The sequence below is a fragment of the Clostridium sp. CTA-7 genome, assembly GCF_054768095.1.
The window spans coordinates 444694-465178 of record NZ_BAAAAV010000003.1 but is presented as its reverse complement, the minus strand read 5'-3'; the positions used below and the strand labels follow the sequence as shown (position 1 = coordinate 465178).

Genomic DNA, 20485 nt, shown 5'->3' with positions numbered 1-20485 from the left:
TAGATGAGAAAAGCACCCTTATTAGAAGAATTATTAAAATATTATAAAGAAAATAATTTAATTTTATCTATGCCAGGAAATAAAAGTGGAAAAGCATTTTTAAGAGACGATTTAGGAAAAGAATTTATGTATAACCTTGGAAAGTTAGATATAACTGAAGTAGATCCATTGGATAACTTGCATTGTCCAGAGGGTGTTATAAGAGAATCAGAAAATCTTTTAGCAGAAACTTATAAGGTTAAAAAAGCATATTTTGTTGTAAACGGAAGTTCAGCTGGGAATTTAGCTTCAATATTTGCAGCTTTTAAAGAAGGTGATGAAATATTAGTAGAGAGGAATTGTCACAAATCAATTTACAATGGGATTATTTTAAGAAAGCTTAAAGTGGTTTATATTGATGCTGTAGTTGATGATAATTTAGGAATATTTTTACCTCCAACAGAAGATGAAATAAATGAGGCTTTAAAAAAATCAACTAAATCAAAGGGAATAATACTTACAAGTCCAAATTATTTTGGAATATCTTATGATGTAGAGAAAATTATCAATTCTCTAAAAGAAAAAGGATTAAAAGTAATAATTGATAGTGCCCATGGAGCTCATTTTGGAGTGAATAAAAATTTACCTAAGTCCTTAGCTAAACTTGGAGACTACGTTGTATTAAGTGCACATAAGACTTTGCCAAGCTTAACACAAGGAGCTTATTTATTAGTAAATAATGATGAAGGTAATATAGAATTTTATCTAAGAGCCTTTATGACAACCTCCCCTTCTTACTTGATAATGGCATCTTTAGATTACGGAAGATATTATTTAGATAATTACGGGGATGAGGATTATGGTACTCTTATAGAGGTAGCAGAAAATTGGAAAAATAAAATAAATTTGTTAAACAAAGTGGAAATAATAAGTGATTATAACTTGAAAAAAGGTTATATAATTGATAAAAGTAGATATTTAATGATTTTAAAAGATGGATATAGCGGGCATAAGCTTTTAGATTATTTAAGATATAATAAAATACAAGCTGAGATGAGTTTCTCTAGAGGGATAGTTTTAATTCTTTCTCCATCAAACACAGTAGAAGATTTAGAAAGAATATACTTGGCTATAGAAAAGTTAGATTTAAATCTTTTGAAGATAGATAAACAAAATGCAAATTACATAAGTATATCACCAGCTAAAAAGCTAGAGCCATATGAAGTATTTAGTTTAAAAGATATAATTATTAATATTGAAGAAGCTTTAGGAAAAGTGGCTAAGGAAGCTATAATACCATATCCACCAGGAATACCTTTAATTTGCCCTGGAGAAATAATTACAGAAAAAGCTATAAATATAGTAAATGAATATATAAGCAACAATTTAACTGTAATTGGAATAGTGGATAATAATGTAAAAACAGTAGATATAAATGAGAATTAAGACTAAATTTGAAGAAATTTATAAAATATGGTTGTTAAGTTAAATATATTTATATAATATTATTTATATATACGTAAAGAATAGAATTTTAAAATATTATAAATGAGAGGTGTACTATGGGAAATTCTAAGCAAACGATACTACAAAGTACTTTTGGTTCTGTTTTTACAACCTTAGGTGAAGAGGAACTAAAGAAAACTACAGAAAAAAAGAAAAACATAATAGCTATTTCAGGAAAAATAAAGAATCCAGGACTAATAGAAGTAGAAGAAGGGATGAGCCTTGAAGAAGTAATATCCTTAGCAGGTGGCATGATTAATAATAAGCCTTTTAAATGTGCTCAAATAGGATTTCCTTTTAGCAATTTTATAAATATAAATCAATTAAGTTTGCCAATCGATTTAAATTCATTTAAGGATAGTGTATATAGAAATATAATAATACTTTCTGAAGAAGATTGCATAATACAATTTTCAAAGTTTTACATAGAATATCTTTTAGGTAAGATGGAAGATCCACTTTTTATTGAATATAATGAATGTAAAAATGAGATTTTAAGAATTTGGCGAATACTAGATAGAATAAGTAAAGGAAAAGCTAATAGTAGAGATATATACTTATTAAGACAACTAGCTAGTGGAATAAAAAGTACTATAAATCAAAATAGAAATATAGTTTTAGAATTAATAGAAAATTTTTATGAGGAAATAGAAGAGCATATAGAAGAGCACAAGTGCTACGCTGGAGAATGTCCACAGCTTACAAAGCTTAGAATAACTGATAAATGTATAGGATGCCATGCATGTACAAGAGTTTGTCCTGTAGATTGTATTTCAGGTGGAATAAAAGAACAACACGAAATTAACAATAATAGATGTACACATTGTGGCCAATGTATATTGGCATGTCCTGTTAGTGCTATAACTGAAGGAGACAATACATTTAAATTCTTAAGAGATTTAGCAACTCCAAAAAGAATAGTTATAACTCAAATAGCACCAGCAGTTAGAGTTACAATAGGAGAAGCTTTTGGCTTTGAACCAGGAGAAAATTTAGAGAAAAAACTTGTAGAAGCTCTTAAAAGATTAGGAGTAGATTATGTATTTGACACAACATGGGCAGCTGATTTAACTATAATGGAAGAAGCAGCAGAACTTAAAAATCGTTTAGAAAGACACTTTAATGGCGATGATTCTGTTAAGCTACCTTTATTAACTTCTTGTTGTCCAGCTTGGGTAAAGTTTATAGAACAAAATTATCCAGATATGCTAGATGTACCTTCTACAGCTAAATCACCTATGCAGATGTTTGCAACTATAGCAAAAGATATTTGGGCAAAAGAAAAAGGGTTCAAGAGAGACATGATTACTTCTGTAGCTATAATGCCTTGCGTTGCTAAAAAGTATGAAGCATCTAGAGAGGAGTTCTCACGTGGTGATAACTATGATACTGATTATGTAATAACTACAAGGGAACTTATAAAAATATTAAAGGAATCTAATATAGATTTAAGTGATCTTCAAGGTGAAGAATTTGATAACCCTCTATCAGAGTATAGTGGTGCTGGAGTTATTTTTGGAAGAACTGGTGGAGTAATAGAGGCAGCTACAAGAACAGCTTTAGAAAGTATAACAGGCAAGAGAATAGATAACATAGAATTCACTTCCTTAAGAGGATGGGAAGGATTTAGGTCCTGTGAATTAAATGTAGGAGATATAAGTCTTAAAATAGGTGTAGCTCATGGACTTAAAGAAGCAGGAAAAATGCTTGATAAAATAAGAGAGGGAGAAGAGTTTTACCATGCAATTGAAATAATGGCTTGCAATGGTGGATGTATAGGTGGAGGTGGTCAACCAAAACCTAAAAAAAGACAAGAGACTATAATTAAAAGAGGAGAAGGATTAAACAAGATAGATAGTTCTCTTAAAATAAGAAGGTCTCATGAAAATGAATCTGTCCTTATGATTTATGAAAAATACCTAGATCATCCTTTAAGTGCAAAAGCTCATGAGTTAATACATACTAAATATTTTCCTAAATTAAAAAGGTAAAAATTAAATATAGTAATAAGAGCTAAATATAATAATAAAAACTAAAGGTAGATATATTAAATAACTATATATCTACCTTTTATGAATTTTAGCTTTACATTAAAATGCTAGTGAATAATGAAATTACTCCAGCTAAAGAAATTGATATTATGTTAGTTTTTACTTTTCTTGAAATAGTAATTTTTCTAGATTCTTTAATATTTTTAAAGTTATTATTTTGTATAATTGCTTTAATAAATACTAAGAGTCCTAATGCTATAAGAAATATACTTAATGTAAATACATAGATGAATAAAGGAAATTTCATTTTTTCATTTAGATATAAAGATAATAAAGATATAACTAGAAGCCAAGATACAGTATTTAGGATAAGATTTTTCACAATAATCCCTTCTTTACAAATTAATAAATAAATTATTATATAAATATTATATGAGTTTTAAGAATTATTTCACAATATACTTATAAAATATTGTAAGTCTTTTTGTAATTGATTACAAGAGGTGATAAATACAAATAATGTAGAAAATTAAAGCAATATAAAGTTAAATTTAATAATATAAAAGCTTATTAAAAAAATTATTATAGAAAATGATTTTATAAGGAAAATGGACTTTAGTAAATATTGACATAAAAATTTATTTTAAATAAAATATTTAAGAAAGAGGAGGGATAACTTATGGATAAGAACAGAGGTAATATTTCAATACACACTGAAAATATTTTTCCAATAATTAAAAAGTGGTTATATTCAGACAAAGATATCTTTATAAGAGAGCTTATAAGTAATGGATGTGATGCTATAAGCAAACATAAGAGGCTAGTTTCTTTAGGAGAAGCAAAAGAAGATGAAAATGAAAAATATAAAGTTTTAGTTTCTGTAGATAAAGAAAATAAAACCCTTAAATTCATTGATAATGGGATTGGTATGACTGAAGAGGAAGTTGAAAAGTACATAAATCAAGTTGCCTTTTCAGGAGCAGAAGATTTTATTGAAAAATACAAAGACAAAATGGATGAAGGGAAAGATATAATAGGTCATTTTGGACTTGGATTTTATTCTGCTTTTATGGTTTCAAAAAAGGTTCAAATAGATACTTTATCCTATGTTGAAGGATCAGAAGCTGTAGCTTGGGTTTGTGATGGAGGAACTGAATATGAAATTTTTCCATCAGAAAATAGAAAAGAAAGAGGTACTACAATAACATTATTTATAGATGATGATAGTACTGAATTTTTAGAAATTAGTACTGTTAGAGAGATAATCAATAAATATTGTTCATTCTTACCAACTGAGATTTATTTAGAAGAAGATGGCAAAGAAGAGAAAGAAGAAAAGAAACCATTAAATGATACAAATCCATTATGGATGAAATCTCCAAAGGATTGTACTGATGAAGAATATAAGGATTTTTATAAAAAGGTATTTTTAGATTTTAATGATCCTTTATTTTGGATTCATTTAAATGTAGATTATCCATTTAATTTAAAAGGGATACTATATTTTCCTAAGTTAAAGCATGAGCTAGAAGCCACAGAAGGGCAAGTAAAACTTTATAATAATCAAGTGTTTGTTGCTGATAATATAAAAGAAGTTATTCCAGATTTCTTATTATTATTAAAGGGAGCAATTGATTGTCCAGATTTGCCTTTAAACGTATCAAGAAGTTTTCTTCAAAAAGATAAGGATGTTATAAAGATATCTAAGCATATAGTTAAAAAGGTAGCAGACAAATTAGTTGGACTATATAAAAATGAAAGAGAAAACTTTAATAACTTCTGGAAAGATATTCAGATCTTCATTAAGTATGGTTGCTTAAGAGATGAAAGCTTCTATGAAAAAATTAAAGATATAATTATTTTTAGAAGATTAAATGGAGAGTATATAACATTAAAAGAATACTTAGAAAACAATAAAGATAAGCATGAAAATAAAGTTTTTTATGTAACAGATGAAAAGCAACAATCTCAGTATATAAAAATGTTTAAAAAAGCAGATTTAGATGCATTGATTTTAGATTGTTCAATAGATAATCACTTTATAAGCTTCTTAGAAACAAAAGAAATTGGAGTAACTTTTACAAGAATAGACTCTGATATATCAGAAACATTAAAAAATAAAGAAGATGAAGAAAACCTAAAAGAAATAAATTCTAAAATAGAAGAATTATTTAAAGAAGCTGTTTCAAATAAAGTAAATACTATTAAAGTTGAAAATTTAAAAAATTCTGGAACTCCTGCCATGATATTAGTATCAGAACAATCAAGAAGAATGGCTGAAATGAGCAAGATGTTTGGTGGAATGGAAATGCCAAATATGTTTATGGAAGAAAAAACTTTAGTAGTAAATAATAATAATTCAATAATTAAAAAATTAGCTTCAGCAGATTATGAAGCTAAAAAGGATGATATGCTTTTAATATGTAAGTATGTTTTAGATTTAGCATTGATATCAAATAAAGAACTAAGTGCTGAAGAAATGGATGAGTTTATTAATAGAAGCAATGAATTATTAAGTAAATTAATGAATCTTTAGTTTAAAAAGTAGTTAAGCTTTTAAAAAGTTTAACTACTTTTTATTATATTAAATATAAAAACTAAGTTTTATGCTTTTATTATAAATTGTCTATTGTTAATTAGCATTGTATCCATACAATAGACAAAATAAATTTGTTGGATTATTATAAAATAAATAGTTAAAACAAAAGTAGGTGCACTTATGAAGGAAATAAAAAAAGTAGCAACAATAAATGATTTATCAGGAATAGGAAGATGTTCTTTAACAGCAGCAATACCTATATTATCGGCACTAGGGGTACAGTGTTGCCCTTTTCCAACAGCCATTCTTTCTTCTCAAACAGAGTTTGATAATTTTACTTTTTTAGATATAACGAGTGAAATGGAAAGCTATAAAAAGGCTTGGAATCTTTTGAATTTAAACTTTGATTGTATATATAGTGGTTTTTTAGGTTCGGAGGAGCAAATAAATATAGTTTTAGATTTTGCAAGAGAGCATAAAGAATCACTAATTGTTATAGATCCTGTTATGGGGGATAATGGAGTAATATACGATACGTACACAGAAAATATGTGTAACAAAATGAAGGAGTTACTATCTATAGCAGATATTGCTACACCTAATCTTACAGAGGCGTGTATATTAACTGGAAATCAATATAATAAGTACAACATGAGTGAGGAGAGTATATTAAATATTGCTAAGGATATAAGTAAACTAGGTCCAAGCAAAGTAATTATTACAGGAATTATAAAAGAGAATAGTATTTATAATTTTGCATATAACAAATCAAATAATGAATTTTTTATAGTTAAATCAGAGTTTAATAATGAATCTTATAGTGGTACAGGAGATATTTTTACTTCAGTAGTTATTGGATTATTATTAAATAATCATGACTTTAAGTTTTCTATAGAAAAGGCTACTGAATTTATATATAATGCAATTCAATATACTACTAAATTTAAGACTAACCCTAAAGAAGGAATTATATTTGAACTATTTTTAAAGGAGTTGATTTTAATAAATGAAAACAAATATTAAAACTAAAAATCTAGTATTAACAGCTTTATTTGCGGCTTTTATCTGTGTAACAACAGCATTATTTCATATTCCTACAGGCTTTAATGGAGGATATATCCATCTTGGAGATGCATTTATATATTTAGCTGCAGTAGTATTACCAACTCCGTATGCAATGTTAGCAGCTGGAATAGGAGGAGGACTTGCAGATATATTATCTGGAGGAATGGTTTGGGTAATACCAACAATAATAATTAAGCCATTAATGGTTATGTTTTTTACTTCTAAAACAGAGAATATATTATATAAGAGAAATGTATCAGCAGTTTTTATTGCAGGAATAGTAGGATGGTTTGGATACTATTTAGCAGGAGCGGTTATGTCAGGAAATTTTATAGCTCCACTTACAACTTTCTTTATAGACATAATACAACCAATAGGAAGTGGTATAATATTCTTAGTTGCTAGTTACTCTTTAGATAAAATAAAAATTAGAGAAAGATTAACTATAGAAGAAAAGTAACTTAATTAAAATACGTGAGGTAGAAGTATGAAGGTTATGACCTTTAACTTAAGAACAGATTTTTTATTAGATATAAATAATAGATGGAACAAAAGAAAAGAAGTTGTATATGATATTCTTAATAATAATGAATGGGATATAATAGGTGTACAAGAGTTAAATAATAGAATGTTTAAGGATATATCTAAGGAAGTAAGAGGATATAATATAGTTGGAAGTCCTAGAAGTGCAAAATACTTTATTGAGAGAAATGATATATTAGTATCTAAAAAACATGAGATATTAGAGCATAATACTTTTTGGCTTTCTGAAAACCCAGATAAAATAGGAAGCTCTATTTGGTATTCTGTTTATCCAAGAATATGCACTACGGCATTAATAAAACTAGATAATGGCAATATACTTAGAGTGTACAATACTCATTTAGATTGTTTTCTTTCAAAAGCTAGAGAGTATGGATTGAAAAAAATAGGTGAGTATATGGAAAAGCAGTATGAAAGAGATAATTATCCAGCAATTTTAATGGGAGATTTCAATGCAAGCCCTAATAGCAAAGCTATAAAGAATTTTTCAGAAGGGAAATATAATAAAAGAAAGTTTATTGCAGTTCAAGAACATAAAAAAGAAATCTATAATATGACAACCATGAGTAAATTTAAGGGGAATAAAAATGGTGTTCATATAGACTATATATTTGTAACAGAGGAATTTAATATAATTGATACAGAAATTTTAGATTATAATAATAAAGGAAAATATCCTTCAGATCATTATCCTATGGTAGCAACATTAGATATAGTTCATGATAAATATAAAATGGATAATACTTAAAGCTAAGTATTATCCATTTTATATTTTAATTAAGCATTATCAATAATTTTGAAGAATAGGTTTTCTATATTACCTTCTTCTTCATATTTTTCTTTTAAGTATTCTTTAGTTCCAGAATCCACTATTTTTCCATCTTTCATTAAAATCATAGTATCACTTATTTCTTCCATTGAAGCTAGTATATGAGTACTTACTAATATTGTTTTACCTAATTCTTTTATTTTAGCAAGCATTTCTCTAAATTCTTTTATACCATTAGGATCTAGTCCAACAAAAGGTTCATCTATTAATAGTATATTGGGATTATGAATTAATGCCATTATAATAGAAACCTTCTGTTTCATACCCTTTGATAAGTCTTTTGCTAGAGCATCTTTTTTATTTGATAAATTGAAAACAGACATTAAATCTTCAGCTTTACTTGTCCAATCTTTTATATTATAGGCTAAAGCTATAAATTTAAAATGCTCCCATACTGTTAGTAGGTTATAAAGGTCGGGTGTTTCAGGAATATAAGCTAAGGTCTCACGAATATTTCTGTCTTTAGTAGACTTTCCATCTATTAATATATCACCAGAATCCTTTCTTAATAAGGAAAGAATACATTTAAGGGTTGTAGTTTTTCCTGCGCCATTTGGGCCACATAAGATAGCAATTTCTCCAGTATTTAATGAAAAAGATATATTATCTATTGCTTTATTTTTTTTAAAGGATTTAGATAAATTTTTAACTTCTAACATAAGTATCCTCCTGAATTAATATTCTATATAATCAAAAATCTTATTACATAAAATCATAAGTAATGAGATATAAATTCCTATAACAACTGATAAAACACCAAATGTTATATATGGGTTATTAGTTATACCATAAGCTGCAAAAGCAGCGGCAAATGGAATCATTATAAGTACCATTAATACAATAGTTGCAAGCATACCAGTTCCAGATTCAGAATCCTTTGGTGTAAGGAGTATAATTATTAAATTAAATAGTTTCACAACTAGGCATAAAGCCAAGGTAATAATATAAATTCCAATACCTAAAATCAAAAATTTAGTATCTAATATAATAGCAGGTATGAGCATCAAGCTAACTCTTATAAGTAAAACTAAAAGTTCATCTAAAATTGATGATAGAATTTTAAATATTGGCTTACCAGGAATAAGGTATATATATACATTTTTTAATTCTCTTGAAAGTTCAGAAAAACTAGAAGAGACTAATACAATATAAGAAGTACCAACTGATATAGTTGTAAGTGCAAGAAGTTGCTTTCCATTTAGTGTAAAGTATCCACCAGCAATACCAATAGCTATATTTAAAAGAAATAATAAATATTTCTTTATAGGTCTTTGTTTTCTTTTTCTAATTACAGATGCTTTCCAGTAAAGTGATAATACACCCCATCTTTCTTTGGAATTTCCTTTTAAATTAACATGTTTAATCTCTTTTTCTATTTGAGAATGAACATCTTTTTTGTTGCTTTTTAATTGTTTAATTTTTTCATTTTGTGTAGAAACTTTTTCAGCAATTTCTTCATAATAGTCTACATTGAGAAAAGTAAATAAAGAGCAATTAAATACTATTAAAACAAATAAATAAAATATATCTAAAAATGGTGGTTTTATTGTTTCTGTAAGAAGCAATGAAATAAAGTTTACAACAGAATATACTATAGGTATTTTATTTAATAAGCTATTAGAAATATATAATAATAAGGCTTTAATATCAAAATCCAATGTCCAGAATTTATATAAAAAATATAAAATAATAATACCTGCAATACCTTGTATTATATAAGATATTATTTTTAATTTTTTAACGGAGCCTGTCTTAACTTTTATTGCAAAAAGTAAATATGATAAAGAAATAAAAAATAAAAATATAAAAAAGAAACCTAAGGCTATAGGTAACAATCCTATTAATGATAAGTTGGTACTAGCTAAAAGCATTAAAATAATAAATAGAAAAGTTAAAAAGAAACTAGCTACGCCTTTTATAGCACTTCTAACCATTGAGTAAAATAATATTAATCTATTATTTATCGGTGAAGGAAAAAGATAGCTTATATCTGAAACAGAAAAATTACTTGGAGAGTAATCATTAAGATAATAAGCTATAACAAATAACATTGTTATAAGAGCTATTAGTGCTATTGCACCTAGAGAAATTTGTTGCATTTCAGCACTTATAGATATTTTAGAATTGTTTTTAAAGGCTGAAATTATAAGAGATGAAAAACAAATTCCAAAGAAAATGATTATTGAAAAAAGCTTTTTCAAAAATAACAATGGGTTATAAAAAATTTGTAAAAAGAAATTTTTTATTTTTAAAAAGTCTAAATAAATTAAAACTCCTAAGTCTTTCATTTAAAATACCTCCAATATTAATCTGCTATATTATACCAAAAAGCATAGATTAATACAATTAATCTATGTATGTACAAATTATAAAAAATTAATAATAAGGATTTTAATCTCTGCTGTTTGACATAAATTGCACCAGAATATATTATAAAATAAAGAATACATAAGATAGAAAGCTAAGGTGGTGAAATTTAATGGAACTTTCAAAGGTTCAAAATAGATTTATAAATCAAAGAACTTCAGGATATCAGCTTTTAAAAGGTAAAGAAGGAACAGGAAAAAGCACAGCTTCAATATATAAAGCAATAAACTTAGAGAATAATTACTGTATTTATGAAGAGGATAAAATATTATTTATAACTTCAGATTATAATAAAACATCAAAAGCTATAAATCTTTATAAAAAAGAAAGTAATGAAAATTATTTTTACTCACTATTTTCTTTAGAAAAGGAAAGAGTAAGTATTTTAACTATAGAAGAACTTATAAATACATATTCTAAAGCTTATAGAAGAGAAAAAGGACTAGCATTAAAAGTAATAAATAAAGATAAATCAATGGAGTTATTAAGAACATTAAAAAATAGTATTGATATATTTTCTAAAAAATCTAAATTTATTTCTAAAGCTTCAAATAAATTTATAATGGATGAAATACTTTGGATTAAAGCATCTAATTTTTCGAGAGAGTATTATAATGATGTAGATAGAAAAGGTAGAGCAGGTAGGATAAAGAAAAATTCATATACAAGAAATGCTTTATATTCAATTAAAGATTTATATAATGAAAAATTAATAAATGAAGGTATTATGGACGAGTATGATCATACTTTATTTGCTGTCTCTTATATTAAGATTCATGGAGGGGTATACAGTCATATAATTTTAGATGATAGTGAAGTTCTAACAAAAGGAGAAATAGACTTTGTAAGAAGTATTTATAAAAATAAAGCACATTCATCATTTATATTTATAGTAAATAGTGAGTTACATAATAAAGAAAATTCTTGGATTATAAAAGGAAGAAAATTAAATACATTAGGAATAGATTTCAAGGGGAGAAGCTTTAATTTTAAAACAAGGTATGAAGATAAAAAGAAAATAGAGCTTAATACAATAGAAAATTATAAATATATTAACCTTAAAAATAAATCTATAGTAAATTTTAATATAGATACAGCAGCTCCGCAAAAAGAAATTTTTATAGATGAGAAAAGCTTTTATGATGAAGATGAATTACAAGATATTCCTATGTTTAATAATATAGCAGCTGGAACACCTATTGAAATGAATGATAATATTGAGGGAAGTTTCTATATACCAAGGCAATGGCTTGAAAGAGGTAAGGATACCTTTATATTAAGAGTAAAAGGTGATTCAATGGTAGAAAAAAATATATGTGATGGTGATTTAGTGGTAGTTAAAAAGCAAGAAACTGCAAATCATAATGATATAGTTGCAGCCAGTTTAGACGGAGAAGCTACGCTAAAAACTTTAAATTTAAATAAAGAAATACCTATGTTAATGCCTGCAAACTCTATGTATGCACCTATTGAAATAGAGGGGAAAGATATTAGTATTTTAGGGGTTGCAATAGGAGTTATAAAACAGGAGATAAGCCTTTAGCTTATCTCCTGTTTTGTAATATGCAAAATCTATATTATATTCTTTTAGTGTTTCTTTAAGTTTTAAATAATCATTAAAGCTTTTACCAAATTTCCTCTAAGTAAGTTATGAGGATTTTTTTATATTATACTTATTTTTTATTTCTATAACTTCATCTATTTAATTGATAGTTTATGTCTTCAGGAGTATCTATAAGCATATTTAAATCATATAAATAAAGTGAACAACCTGTTCTTTTATAAGTATCTCTTTTTATAAAATTATACATGTAGTAATGATTTGTATAAATATTTCCTATAAAATAAAAATAATTAACATAATAATAAATTATGATGAATAAATATTATATTAGTAAAATCAATTAAATAATATTAAAAAATAGGAGTATTTAAGATGAGTTTGAAAATAATAAATGATCAAAAAAGAAAGATATTAGATAATATTAACTATGCAAAGGAATCTAATATAAATAAGATATCGGCTATACTTATGTGTAGTGATGAAGAAATACAAAAAGAGTTATTATCTTGGTTAGTTATTGAAGGATACAAAGTTTCATTAATTAAGGATGAGGTAAATGTTTTGACAATAGAATGGTAAAATATATCCAATAACAACATTGACAATATGATTAAAAATGTTATAATTAACCATATAAAGTAAAAGTTATAACTTTTATAGTGATATCTAATATAGAGGTGCTATATGGGACCAGTAATAATGATTTCAGTTATATGCATAATTTTTATAATAATTGGATTAGCAATTAGTAAGTATAAATGTTATTGGCTAATATCTGGTTATAATATGGAATCTAAAGAGAAAAAGGCAAAAATAGACATTGAACAAGTTGCAAAGCATATGGCAAGAATGTTGTATCTTATAGCAATAGTATTATTTTTAGGAGTTATAAGTTCAGAATATTTCAAGATTTCCATGATACCATTTATTTTTATTTTTTTATTTATTGTATTTGGATATTTAATATATATTCAAAAGTTTGATCATAATAAAAAAAGTAAAGCAGAAATAATTGTAATGGTAGTTATAGGTGTTATAGTATTTTCAGTTTTAATTATTACATTTTCATTTGGAAATGAACCAAATGATATTATAGTTAAAGAAGAAGTTATAATTATAGATGGAAGTTATGGAACTACTATAAAAAGAGAAGACATAGAATCAATAGAGCTTGTAGAAGATATACCTAAAATTCATATAAAAAATAATGGATATAGCTCTGGTGGTGCCGTAAAGAAAGGAGATTTTACCTTGGAAAATGGTGAAAGGGTAAAGCTCTATCTTCAAAGTAGGAATGGCCCTTATATAAAAGTATCTACAATAAATTATGACATATATATAAATTATAAAAATATAAATTTAACTAAAGATTCATTTAATAATTTAAAATAGCAAGGACAAAAGAGCTTTTATGGGCTCTTTTGTCTTTTTTAGGGTAAAATTATAAAAATAAAAATTAAGGGTTCTTAGAATAAATATAATGATATAATAGATAATAATCTTATAGAATTTTAATATGGAGATAAGTAGATGATTATAGAAAAAGAATTTTATAATAAGGGAGCTATTGAAGTAGCGAAAAATCTTTTAGGAGAATATTTAATTAGGGAAGTAAATGGAATAAAGATAAAGTCTAAAATAGTAGAAACTGAAGCTTACATAGGTGCTATAGATAAGGCTTGTCATGCATATAATTATAAAAGAACAGAGAGAACAAAACCACTTTATGAAGAAGGTGGAACATCTTATGTTTATTTTATTTATGGATTATATCATTGTTTTAATATTGTAACTAACATACAAGAAGAGCCAGAAGCTGTACTAATAAGAGCTGTAGAGCCAATTGATAATTTAGATTATATATCAAAGATTAGGTTTAATAAAAATTATGAAGAATTAACAAGAGTTCAAAAAAGAAATTTAACTAATGGACCATCTAAATTATGTATAGCTTTAAATATTACTAAAGATGATAATTGTAAGAAATTATACTTGAAGAAAGATTTATATTTAGAATATAATAATTATAAAAATTTTGATATAGTAGAAACAAAAAGGGTTGGAATAGATTATTCAGAAGAAGCACGAGATTTTCTTTGGCGATTTTATATTAAAGATAACCCATATGTTTCTATAAAATAATTCTAAAGTTTGGATATGAATATTTATAAGAAATAGGACAAAACTATTAGTGATTATAATGTAAGGAGGAAACTTTTATGAAGTTTAAAAAATTTTTACTAGTAGTTTGTTCAATAATAATATTTACAGGAGTTTTAGTTGGTGCTAAGCCAGAAAAAGGTATGACACCTAAAAGTCCAGTTGTTATAGGTGAAGTATTAGAGGTTCAAAAGGATACAGATGGAAAGTCTATAAGAATTACTGTAGAAGGATATATTAAGAGTAAAGAAGTAAATAAAATAACAGTTGTTGGAATAATTAATGAGGATACAAAAGTTATGAACTCTTCTAATGATAAAAAAGAAGATATAGTTATTGAAAAAGGAGATTTAGTTTATATGAGAGTAAGTGAAGCAATGACTAAGTCTATGCCACCTCAGACAGTTGTTAAAAGAATATTTATTACTAAGAATAAATAGAAATTTTTATTAAATGGCTTTATAATATAAATGGAGGATGAAATATGAATAAAGTAGATAAAGAGGAATTAAAGAATAGATTAACAGAAATGCAATACAAAGTTACACAAGAAAATGGTACCGAACCACCCTTTTTTAATGAGTACAACAATCATTTTGAAGAAGGGATTTATGTAGATATAGTTTCATTAAAACCTTTATTTATTTCAACTGATAAGTTTAATTCAGGTTGTGGATGGCCTGCTTTTTCAAAACCAATAGACAGAAATTTAATTAAAGAAAAAATAGATAAAAGTCATGAAATGATTAGAACTGAAGTAAGAAGCACAGGCTCAGATTCACATTTAGGACATGTATTTTGTGATGGTCCAGAAGAATTAGGTGGACTTAGGTACTGTATTAATTCAGCAGCATTAAAGTTTATACCTAAAAATGAGATGAAAGAAAATGGCTATGAAGAATATTTAGATTTATTCAAAAGTAAATAAGTAAAGGTGGAAATCCACTTTTACTTTTTATTTAGTTAAATATAGAGGAAATAATTTACATAATAAAAGCGTTTTTGATATAATTAATAGGACAACCTATCATTAGCAAATTCTAAAATAGTACCACGGGGGAGAAGAATGAACAGGAAAAATAAAAGTACTAAGGTAAGAAGTGATAAGTTTAAAAAAAGTCATTCTAGAGAAAGAGCTTTTTTTAGTAGTATAAGTATTTGTATAGTATTGTTACTTTTAATAATAAGACTAACATATATAATGATATATAAAAATAAAGAGTATAAACATATGGCGCAAGGACAGTGGAATTCACAAGTAACAGTAGAAGCTGATAGAGGCGATATAAAAGATAGAAATGGATCAATACTTGCAACTTCAATAGATGTATATAGAGTTGACTTAGATTTAGAAGCTATAGGCATACATATAGAAGATGAAAAGACAACAGTTGATGAAGTGGCTAAAAGTTTATCTGATGCATCAGGAGTTCCTATTGAAGAAGTTAAGAAAAAGTTAAATCCTGTTAATGAAAATGGAGTACAAGTAAGAACTAGTACATTAGTAACGGGAATTGAAAAAGAAGTAGCAGATAGAATTAAGGCTTTAAATATATATGGAGTAGTAATATCTATTAATCCAAAGAGGTATTATCCTAACAATAATTTTTTATCTCATGTTTTAGGTGGTGTTAATTCTGATAATACTGGACTAAATGGAGTAGAATTGCAATACAATACTGAATTAAGAGGAATTGCAGGGTATAAAATTGCAGAGATAGATGGAACTTTAAAAGAACTTCCATATCAAACTGTAAAGTATACAAGTCCAATTAACGGTAAGGATGTTATGTTAACTATAGATGACTCTATTCAGTTAATAGCAGAAAAGGTAGCTCAAAAAGGGTTTCAAGATAATAAGGCAAAGGAAGTTTCTATTATTGTTATGAATCCTAATAATGGTGAAATATTAGCAATGGTAAATAAACCTGATTTTAATCCAAATAATCCATATGAGGAATATGAAAAATTCAGTGGAGAAAATGATTCTGAAAAACTTGAAAATATGTTTAGAAATAGTGCTATAAGTAATACCTTTGAGCCAGGATCAACATTTAAGAATATAACTATGGCTGCAGCTATAGAAGAAGGTGTAGTTAATGAAAGTGATACATTTTATTGTAGTGGAGGATTAAAATTTGGCTCAACAACTATAAAGTGCTGGAACACATCAGGACATGGAGCTCAAACTCTTCCACAAATATTACAAAACTCTTGTAATGTAGGCTTTATGGAAGTTGGAGCAAGATTAGGGAGTGCAAAATTAAAAGAATATATAGATAAGTTTGGCTTTGGAAAATTAACTAAAATTGACTTGCCAGGTGAATCGGAAGGGATTATTAAATCTGTAAGTGATATGAGTGAAATGGATTTAGCTACTATTTCATTTGGGCAAACAAACACTGTAAGTAGTATCCAACTTATGAAGGCATTTAATGCTATAGCAAATGGTGGAAAACTAATTCAACCTCATATTATGAAAGAAATTACACATTATGCTGAGAATGGAACTACGGTAATAGATGAACAATTTAAGCCAACTATAGAAGAAGGTATAGTATCTGAACAAACAACAGCGGTATTAAGAGATTATCTAGAAAGAACTATAAACCAAGGACAACCAATAGGAGCCTTTATGGGAAAAGAAAGAAGAGTTGGGGGAAAAACTGGAACAGCTCAGAAAGTTGATCCTGTATTAGGCGGATATTCTTCAGATAAATATATAGCATCTGTAGTTGCATTATATCCAGTTGAAAATCCTCAAGTTACAATATTTATAAAGGTTGAAGATCCAAGTGCAGGGCAATATTATGGAGGACCAGTAACAACTCCACTTCTAAAATCTTTATTGGGAGAAATGTTTACTTATATGGACTCACAAGTATATGCTGAAAGATATTTAGAAAAGTCTAAAGTGGTTGTTCCTGAAATAAGAGGTAAATCTATTGATGAAGCGAAAAGGATACTAGAAGATAGTAGTTTAAATATAAAAATAGAAGGAAATGGTTCAAAGGTAGTAAATATGGATCCTTATCCAGGATCATTAGTTGAAGAAAGATCAACTATAAGTATAAATCTACAGAATTCAAAAAGTGACGCTAATAAGCTTATAATGCCAGATTTAAAAGGGAAAACATTAGAAGAGGCGGTTTCTATTTTAAATAAGCTTGGAATAGCTTATAAATCTAATGGTGATGGAGTTATAGCTAGTCAAGATATCATTCCAGGAAAGCTAATTGAAAAGGGAACTAAAGTAAAGTTAGATTTGAAATAAATTAGATAGTAGGAGATAAAATGGATAAAGTTAGAGAATTAAATATAAAGGGGAGAAAGAAAAGCTATAATAATATAAGAAAAAAAAGAAAGGTAAGAATGGAAAGTATAGATTATAGTATGCTATGTGCAATTCTTATACTATTATTTATAGGAGTTGTAATGGTGTATTCTTCAAGTTCTTATTATGCTTTATATGAAACTGAAAGCAAAAGCACAGAGTTTTTCTTTAAGAAAGAGGTTTTATGGACAATTGTTGGTATAGCAGGAATGATTTTTACCATGTCTATAGATTATCATTTTTATAAAAAGATAACACCTTGGTTAGTTATAGGAACTATAGTTTGTCTAGTAGTTGTTTTATTTATTGGAGCAGAAATAAATGGAGCACGTAGATGGATAAAACTTGGACCATTATCTTTTCAACCTTCGGAGCTTGCTAAGTATGTTTTAGTATTATATTTAGCCCTTCTTATTGATAAGAGAAGGGGAAAAATTAAAGAATTTAAGGCTGGAACTTTATATTATTTAGCTATAGCAGCTGTATTTGCAGGTTTAATAATATTAGAGAAAAATTTAAGTATTACCGCAATTGTAATGATGGTTGCTTTTATAATGATATTAGTTGGTGGAGCAAAAATTAGCCATTTATTATCTCTAATTCCAGTTGGACTAGTAGCAGGGATAAGTCTAATTCTTGTAGAAAGTTATAGATTAGATAGACTTACAAGTTTTTTAAATCCATGGGCTGATCCATCAGGAAATAGTTATCAGCTTATACAATCTCTTTACGCACTAGGTTCAGGAGGGCTTTTTGGAGTAGGGCTGGGAAATTCAAGACAGAAAGCACTTTTTATGCCAGAGCCCCACAATGACTTTATATTTGCTATAATAGGAGAAGAACTAGGGCTTATAGGATGTATATTTATAATTTCTATATTTATGTTTATAGTGATTAAGGGTACTGCAATTGCAATTAAAGCAAGAGATAACTATGGGTATTTATTAGCTATTGGAATAATTTCTGTAATTGCAATACAAGCTATAATAAATATTGCAGTTGTAACAGGATCAATGCCTGTGACAGGAGTTCCAATGCCCCTGATAAGTTATGGAGGTACTTCATTAGTATTTAATTTAGGAGCTCTCGGTATTTTATTAAATATTTCAAGGCAAAGTAAAGAGGAAGATATTTGAAAAAGCACTTAAATAGTGCTTTTTCTTTTATAAAATATATTTAAATAGAGATTATTGTGTTAAAATAATAAAAGAATAAAGTAAATTATTTACAAAGATATTGTAAGGATAACTTTAATAACTATAGTAAATTATTAGAGAAAGAAATCAAAACTATTAATTAAGGAGAAAATTTATGATTAAGCATGTAGTAATGTGGAGATTAAAAGAAAAAGTAGAAGGAAATACTAAAGAATATAATGCCTTGGAAATAAAAAAGCAAATAGAAGCATTAAAAGATAAAATTGATGTAGTAATAGATTTAGAGGTAGGTATAAATTTTGAGGAGTCTAGTCAAGCTTATGATGTAGTTTTATATTCAACTTTTAAATCTAAGGAAGATTTAGATAGTTACCAAAATAATGAAGAACATCTTAAGGTTATAAAGTTTATGAAAGAAGTAGTGGAAAAGAGAGTTGTAGTAGATTATAGAGTGTAATATTAAAATTAGTTTATAAACTTCATAGAAAAACTATAAATATAGATGTATAATTAAAAACATATTAGAAATTTATAAAAATGTATTTTGGGAGGAGCTGACTATGAAGACAGTTATTTTAACAGATTCTTGTTGTGATTTGCCTATAGATTTCGTCAAAGAAAATAATATAGAAGTTATGCCTATTAGAGTCAATCTAAAAGGAGAGGATATACCAGATGATTTAGGGCAAAGCATTAATTATAACGTATTTTATGATATGATTAGAGCTGGTGAAATGCCTTCAACATCACAAGTTAATGCATATACTTTTACAGAAGCCTTTAAAAAATATTCAAGTGAAGGCTATTCAATTATATATATAGGTTTTTCATCAGCATTAAGTGGATGTGTAAATAGTGCAAGAATTGCTAAGGAAGCTGTAGAAGATGAAATACCATCAGCGGATATAACAGTTATTGATACAAAAAGTGCATCTATGGGGTTAGGACTTATTGTTTATTATGCTGTTAATATGCTTAAAGGTGGATCTAGTAAAGATGAAATAATAAGCTGGATAGAAGATAACAAATTAAAAGTCAATCATTGGTTTACAGTAGATGATTTAAATCATTTAAAACGAGGTGGTAGAATATCAAGTACAGTTGCCATAGTAGGAACTATGCTTAATATAAAGCCTATTATGCATGTTGATGATGAGGGAAGGCTAATTCCTGTTTCTAAAGTCAAGGGAAGAAAAAAGTCAATAAAAGAACTTGAAGAAAAATTAAAAGAAAGAATTGTTAATTCAGAAGAACAAACAATTTTTATTAGTCATGGTGATTGTTTAAGCGAAGCAGAGCAGCTTAAAGATCTAATTTTAAAAGAAACAAAGGTTAAAGATGTTATTATAAATAATATAGGACCGGCTGTAGGTACACACTCAGGTCCAGGAACGTTGGCATTATTTTTTATTGGTAATAATAGATAAATATTGGAATAATTATTTTGTTTT

The 20485-nt window shown here is 26.8% G+C and carries 19 protein-coding genes; 16 read left to right on the top strand and 3 right to left on the bottom strand.

Translation table 11 applies throughout. The features are described from left to right. The first annotated feature begins 3 nt into the window (after window positions 1-3). On the top strand, window positions 4-1425 hold the full coding sequence (locus ACYUEX_RS08335; protein WP_460287546.1) for an aminotransferase class I/II-fold pyridoxal phosphate-dependent enzyme: 1422 nt from the start codon (window positions 4-6) through the stop codon (window positions 1423-1425). A 116-nt stretch (window positions 1426-1541) separates the two neighbouring features. Continuing rightward, on the top strand, window positions 1542-3476 hold the full coding sequence (locus ACYUEX_RS08330) for a [FeFe] hydrogenase, group A (RefSeq protein ID WP_460287544.1): 1935 nt from the start codon (window positions 1542-1544) through the stop codon (window positions 3474-3476). Between the two features lie 94 nt (window positions 3477-3570). On the opposite strand, the gene ACYUEX_RS08325 is transcribed toward ACYUEX_RS08330, so the two are convergent. After that, on the bottom strand, window positions 3571-3858 hold the full coding sequence (locus ACYUEX_RS08325; RefSeq protein ID WP_460287543.1) for a hypothetical protein: 288 nt from the start codon (window positions 3856-3858) through the stop codon (window positions 3571-3573). 297 nt (window positions 3859-4155) lie between these two features. Between ACYUEX_RS08325 and htpG the strand changes: the two genes are divergently transcribed. The 4 genes from htpG (at window position 4156) to ACYUEX_RS08305 (ending at window position 8371) form a co-directional block, all read left to right on the top strand. Then, entirely contained in the window at window positions 4156-6012 is a 1857-nt protein-coding gene (gene htpG, locus ACYUEX_RS08320) for a molecular chaperone HtpG (RefSeq protein WP_460287541.1), read from the top strand. Between the two features lie 183 nt (window positions 6013-6195). Beyond that, on the top strand, window positions 6196-7038 hold the full coding sequence (locus tag ACYUEX_RS08315) for a pyridoxamine kinase (protein ID WP_460287540.1): 843 nt from the start codon (window positions 6196-6198) through the stop codon (window positions 7036-7038). Next, complete coding sequence (locus ACYUEX_RS08310) at window positions 7022-7540, top strand: TIGR04002 family protein (RefSeq protein ID WP_460287539.1); 519 nt, start codon at window positions 7022-7024, stop codon at window positions 7538-7540. The genes ACYUEX_RS08315 and ACYUEX_RS08310 overlap by 17 nt, the downstream gene beginning before the upstream one ends. 27 nt (window positions 7541-7567) lie before the next feature. Then, a complete protein-coding gene (locus tag ACYUEX_RS08305; protein WP_460287537.1) occupies window positions 7568-8371 on the top strand; it encodes an endonuclease/exonuclease/phosphatase family protein in 804 nt (267 codons plus the stop codon). 29 nt (window positions 8372-8400) lie between these two features. On the opposite strand, the gene ACYUEX_RS08300 is transcribed toward ACYUEX_RS08305, so the two are convergent. Further along, window positions 8401-9111, bottom strand: coding sequence for an ABC transporter ATP-binding protein (locus ACYUEX_RS08300; RefSeq protein ID WP_460287536.1), 711 nt, complete (start codon window positions 9109-9111; stop codon window positions 8401-8403). Between the two features lie 15 nt (window positions 9112-9126). Continuing rightward, window positions 9127-10740 (bottom strand): putative ABC exporter domain-containing protein, encoded by a 1614-nt coding sequence (locus ACYUEX_RS08295; protein ID WP_460287535.1) that lies wholly within the window; start codon window positions 10738-10740, stop codon window positions 9127-9129. A 191-nt stretch (window positions 10741-10931) separates the two neighbouring features. Here ACYUEX_RS08295 and lexA point away from each other — a divergent pair, with 191 nt between their 5' ends. From lexA to ACYUEX_RS08245, 10 genes are all read left to right on the top strand, one after another. Continuing rightward, on the top strand, window positions 10932-12362 hold the full coding sequence (gene lexA / locus ACYUEX_RS08290; RefSeq protein ID WP_460287534.1) for a transcriptional repressor LexA: 1431 nt from the start codon (window positions 10932-10934) through the stop codon (window positions 12360-12362). Between the two features lie 393 nt (window positions 12363-12755). Continuing rightward, window positions 12756-12962, top strand: coding sequence for a hypothetical protein (locus ACYUEX_RS08285; protein ID WP_460287533.1), 207 nt, complete (start codon window positions 12756-12758; stop codon window positions 12960-12962). Window positions 12963-13067: 105 nt separating this feature from the next. Then, window positions 13068-13775 carry a DUF3784 domain-containing protein gene (locus tag ACYUEX_RS08280; protein WP_460287532.1) on the top strand — a complete coding sequence of 236 codons (708 nt, stop codon included), beginning with the start codon at window positions 13068-13070 and terminating at the stop codon, window positions 13773-13775. A 138-nt stretch (window positions 13776-13913) separates the two neighbouring features. Then, window positions 13914-14525: a DNA-3-methyladenine glycosylase gene (locus ACYUEX_RS08275; protein ID WP_460287531.1), complete on the top strand. Its 612-nt coding sequence runs from the start codon at window positions 13914-13916 to the stop codon at window positions 14523-14525. Window positions 14526-14602: 77 nt separating this feature from the next. Continuing rightward, window positions 14603-14983, top strand: a complete 381-nt coding sequence (locus ACYUEX_RS08270; RefSeq protein ID WP_460287530.1) for a hypothetical protein — start codon at window positions 14603-14605, stop codon at window positions 14981-14983. A 44-nt stretch (window positions 14984-15027) separates the two neighbouring features. After that, a complete protein-coding gene (gene msrB, locus ACYUEX_RS08265) occupies window positions 15028-15471 on the top strand; it encodes a peptide-methionine (R)-S-oxide reductase MsrB (protein ID WP_460287529.1) in 444 nt (147 codons plus the stop codon). 138 nt (window positions 15472-15609) lie between these two features. Then, window positions 15610-17817 carry a stage V sporulation protein D gene (locus ACYUEX_RS08260; protein WP_460287528.1) on the top strand — a complete coding sequence of 736 codons (2208 nt, stop codon included), beginning with the start codon at window positions 15610-15612 and terminating at the stop codon, window positions 17815-17817. Window positions 17818-17837: 20 nt separating this feature from the next. Then, entirely contained in the window at window positions 17838-19013 is a 1176-nt protein-coding gene (gene spoVE / locus ACYUEX_RS08255; RefSeq protein WP_460287527.1) for a stage V sporulation protein E, read from the top strand. A gap of 175 nt (window positions 19014-19188) precedes the next feature. Next, window positions 19189-19491, top strand: coding sequence for a Dabb family protein (locus ACYUEX_RS08250; RefSeq protein WP_460287526.1), 303 nt, complete (start codon window positions 19189-19191; stop codon window positions 19489-19491). A 103-nt stretch (window positions 19492-19594) separates the two neighbouring features. Next, window positions 19595-20461, top strand: a complete 867-nt coding sequence (locus ACYUEX_RS08245; RefSeq protein ID WP_460287524.1) for a DegV family protein — start codon at window positions 19595-19597, stop codon at window positions 20459-20461. Window positions 20462-20485: the final 24 nt, after the last annotated feature.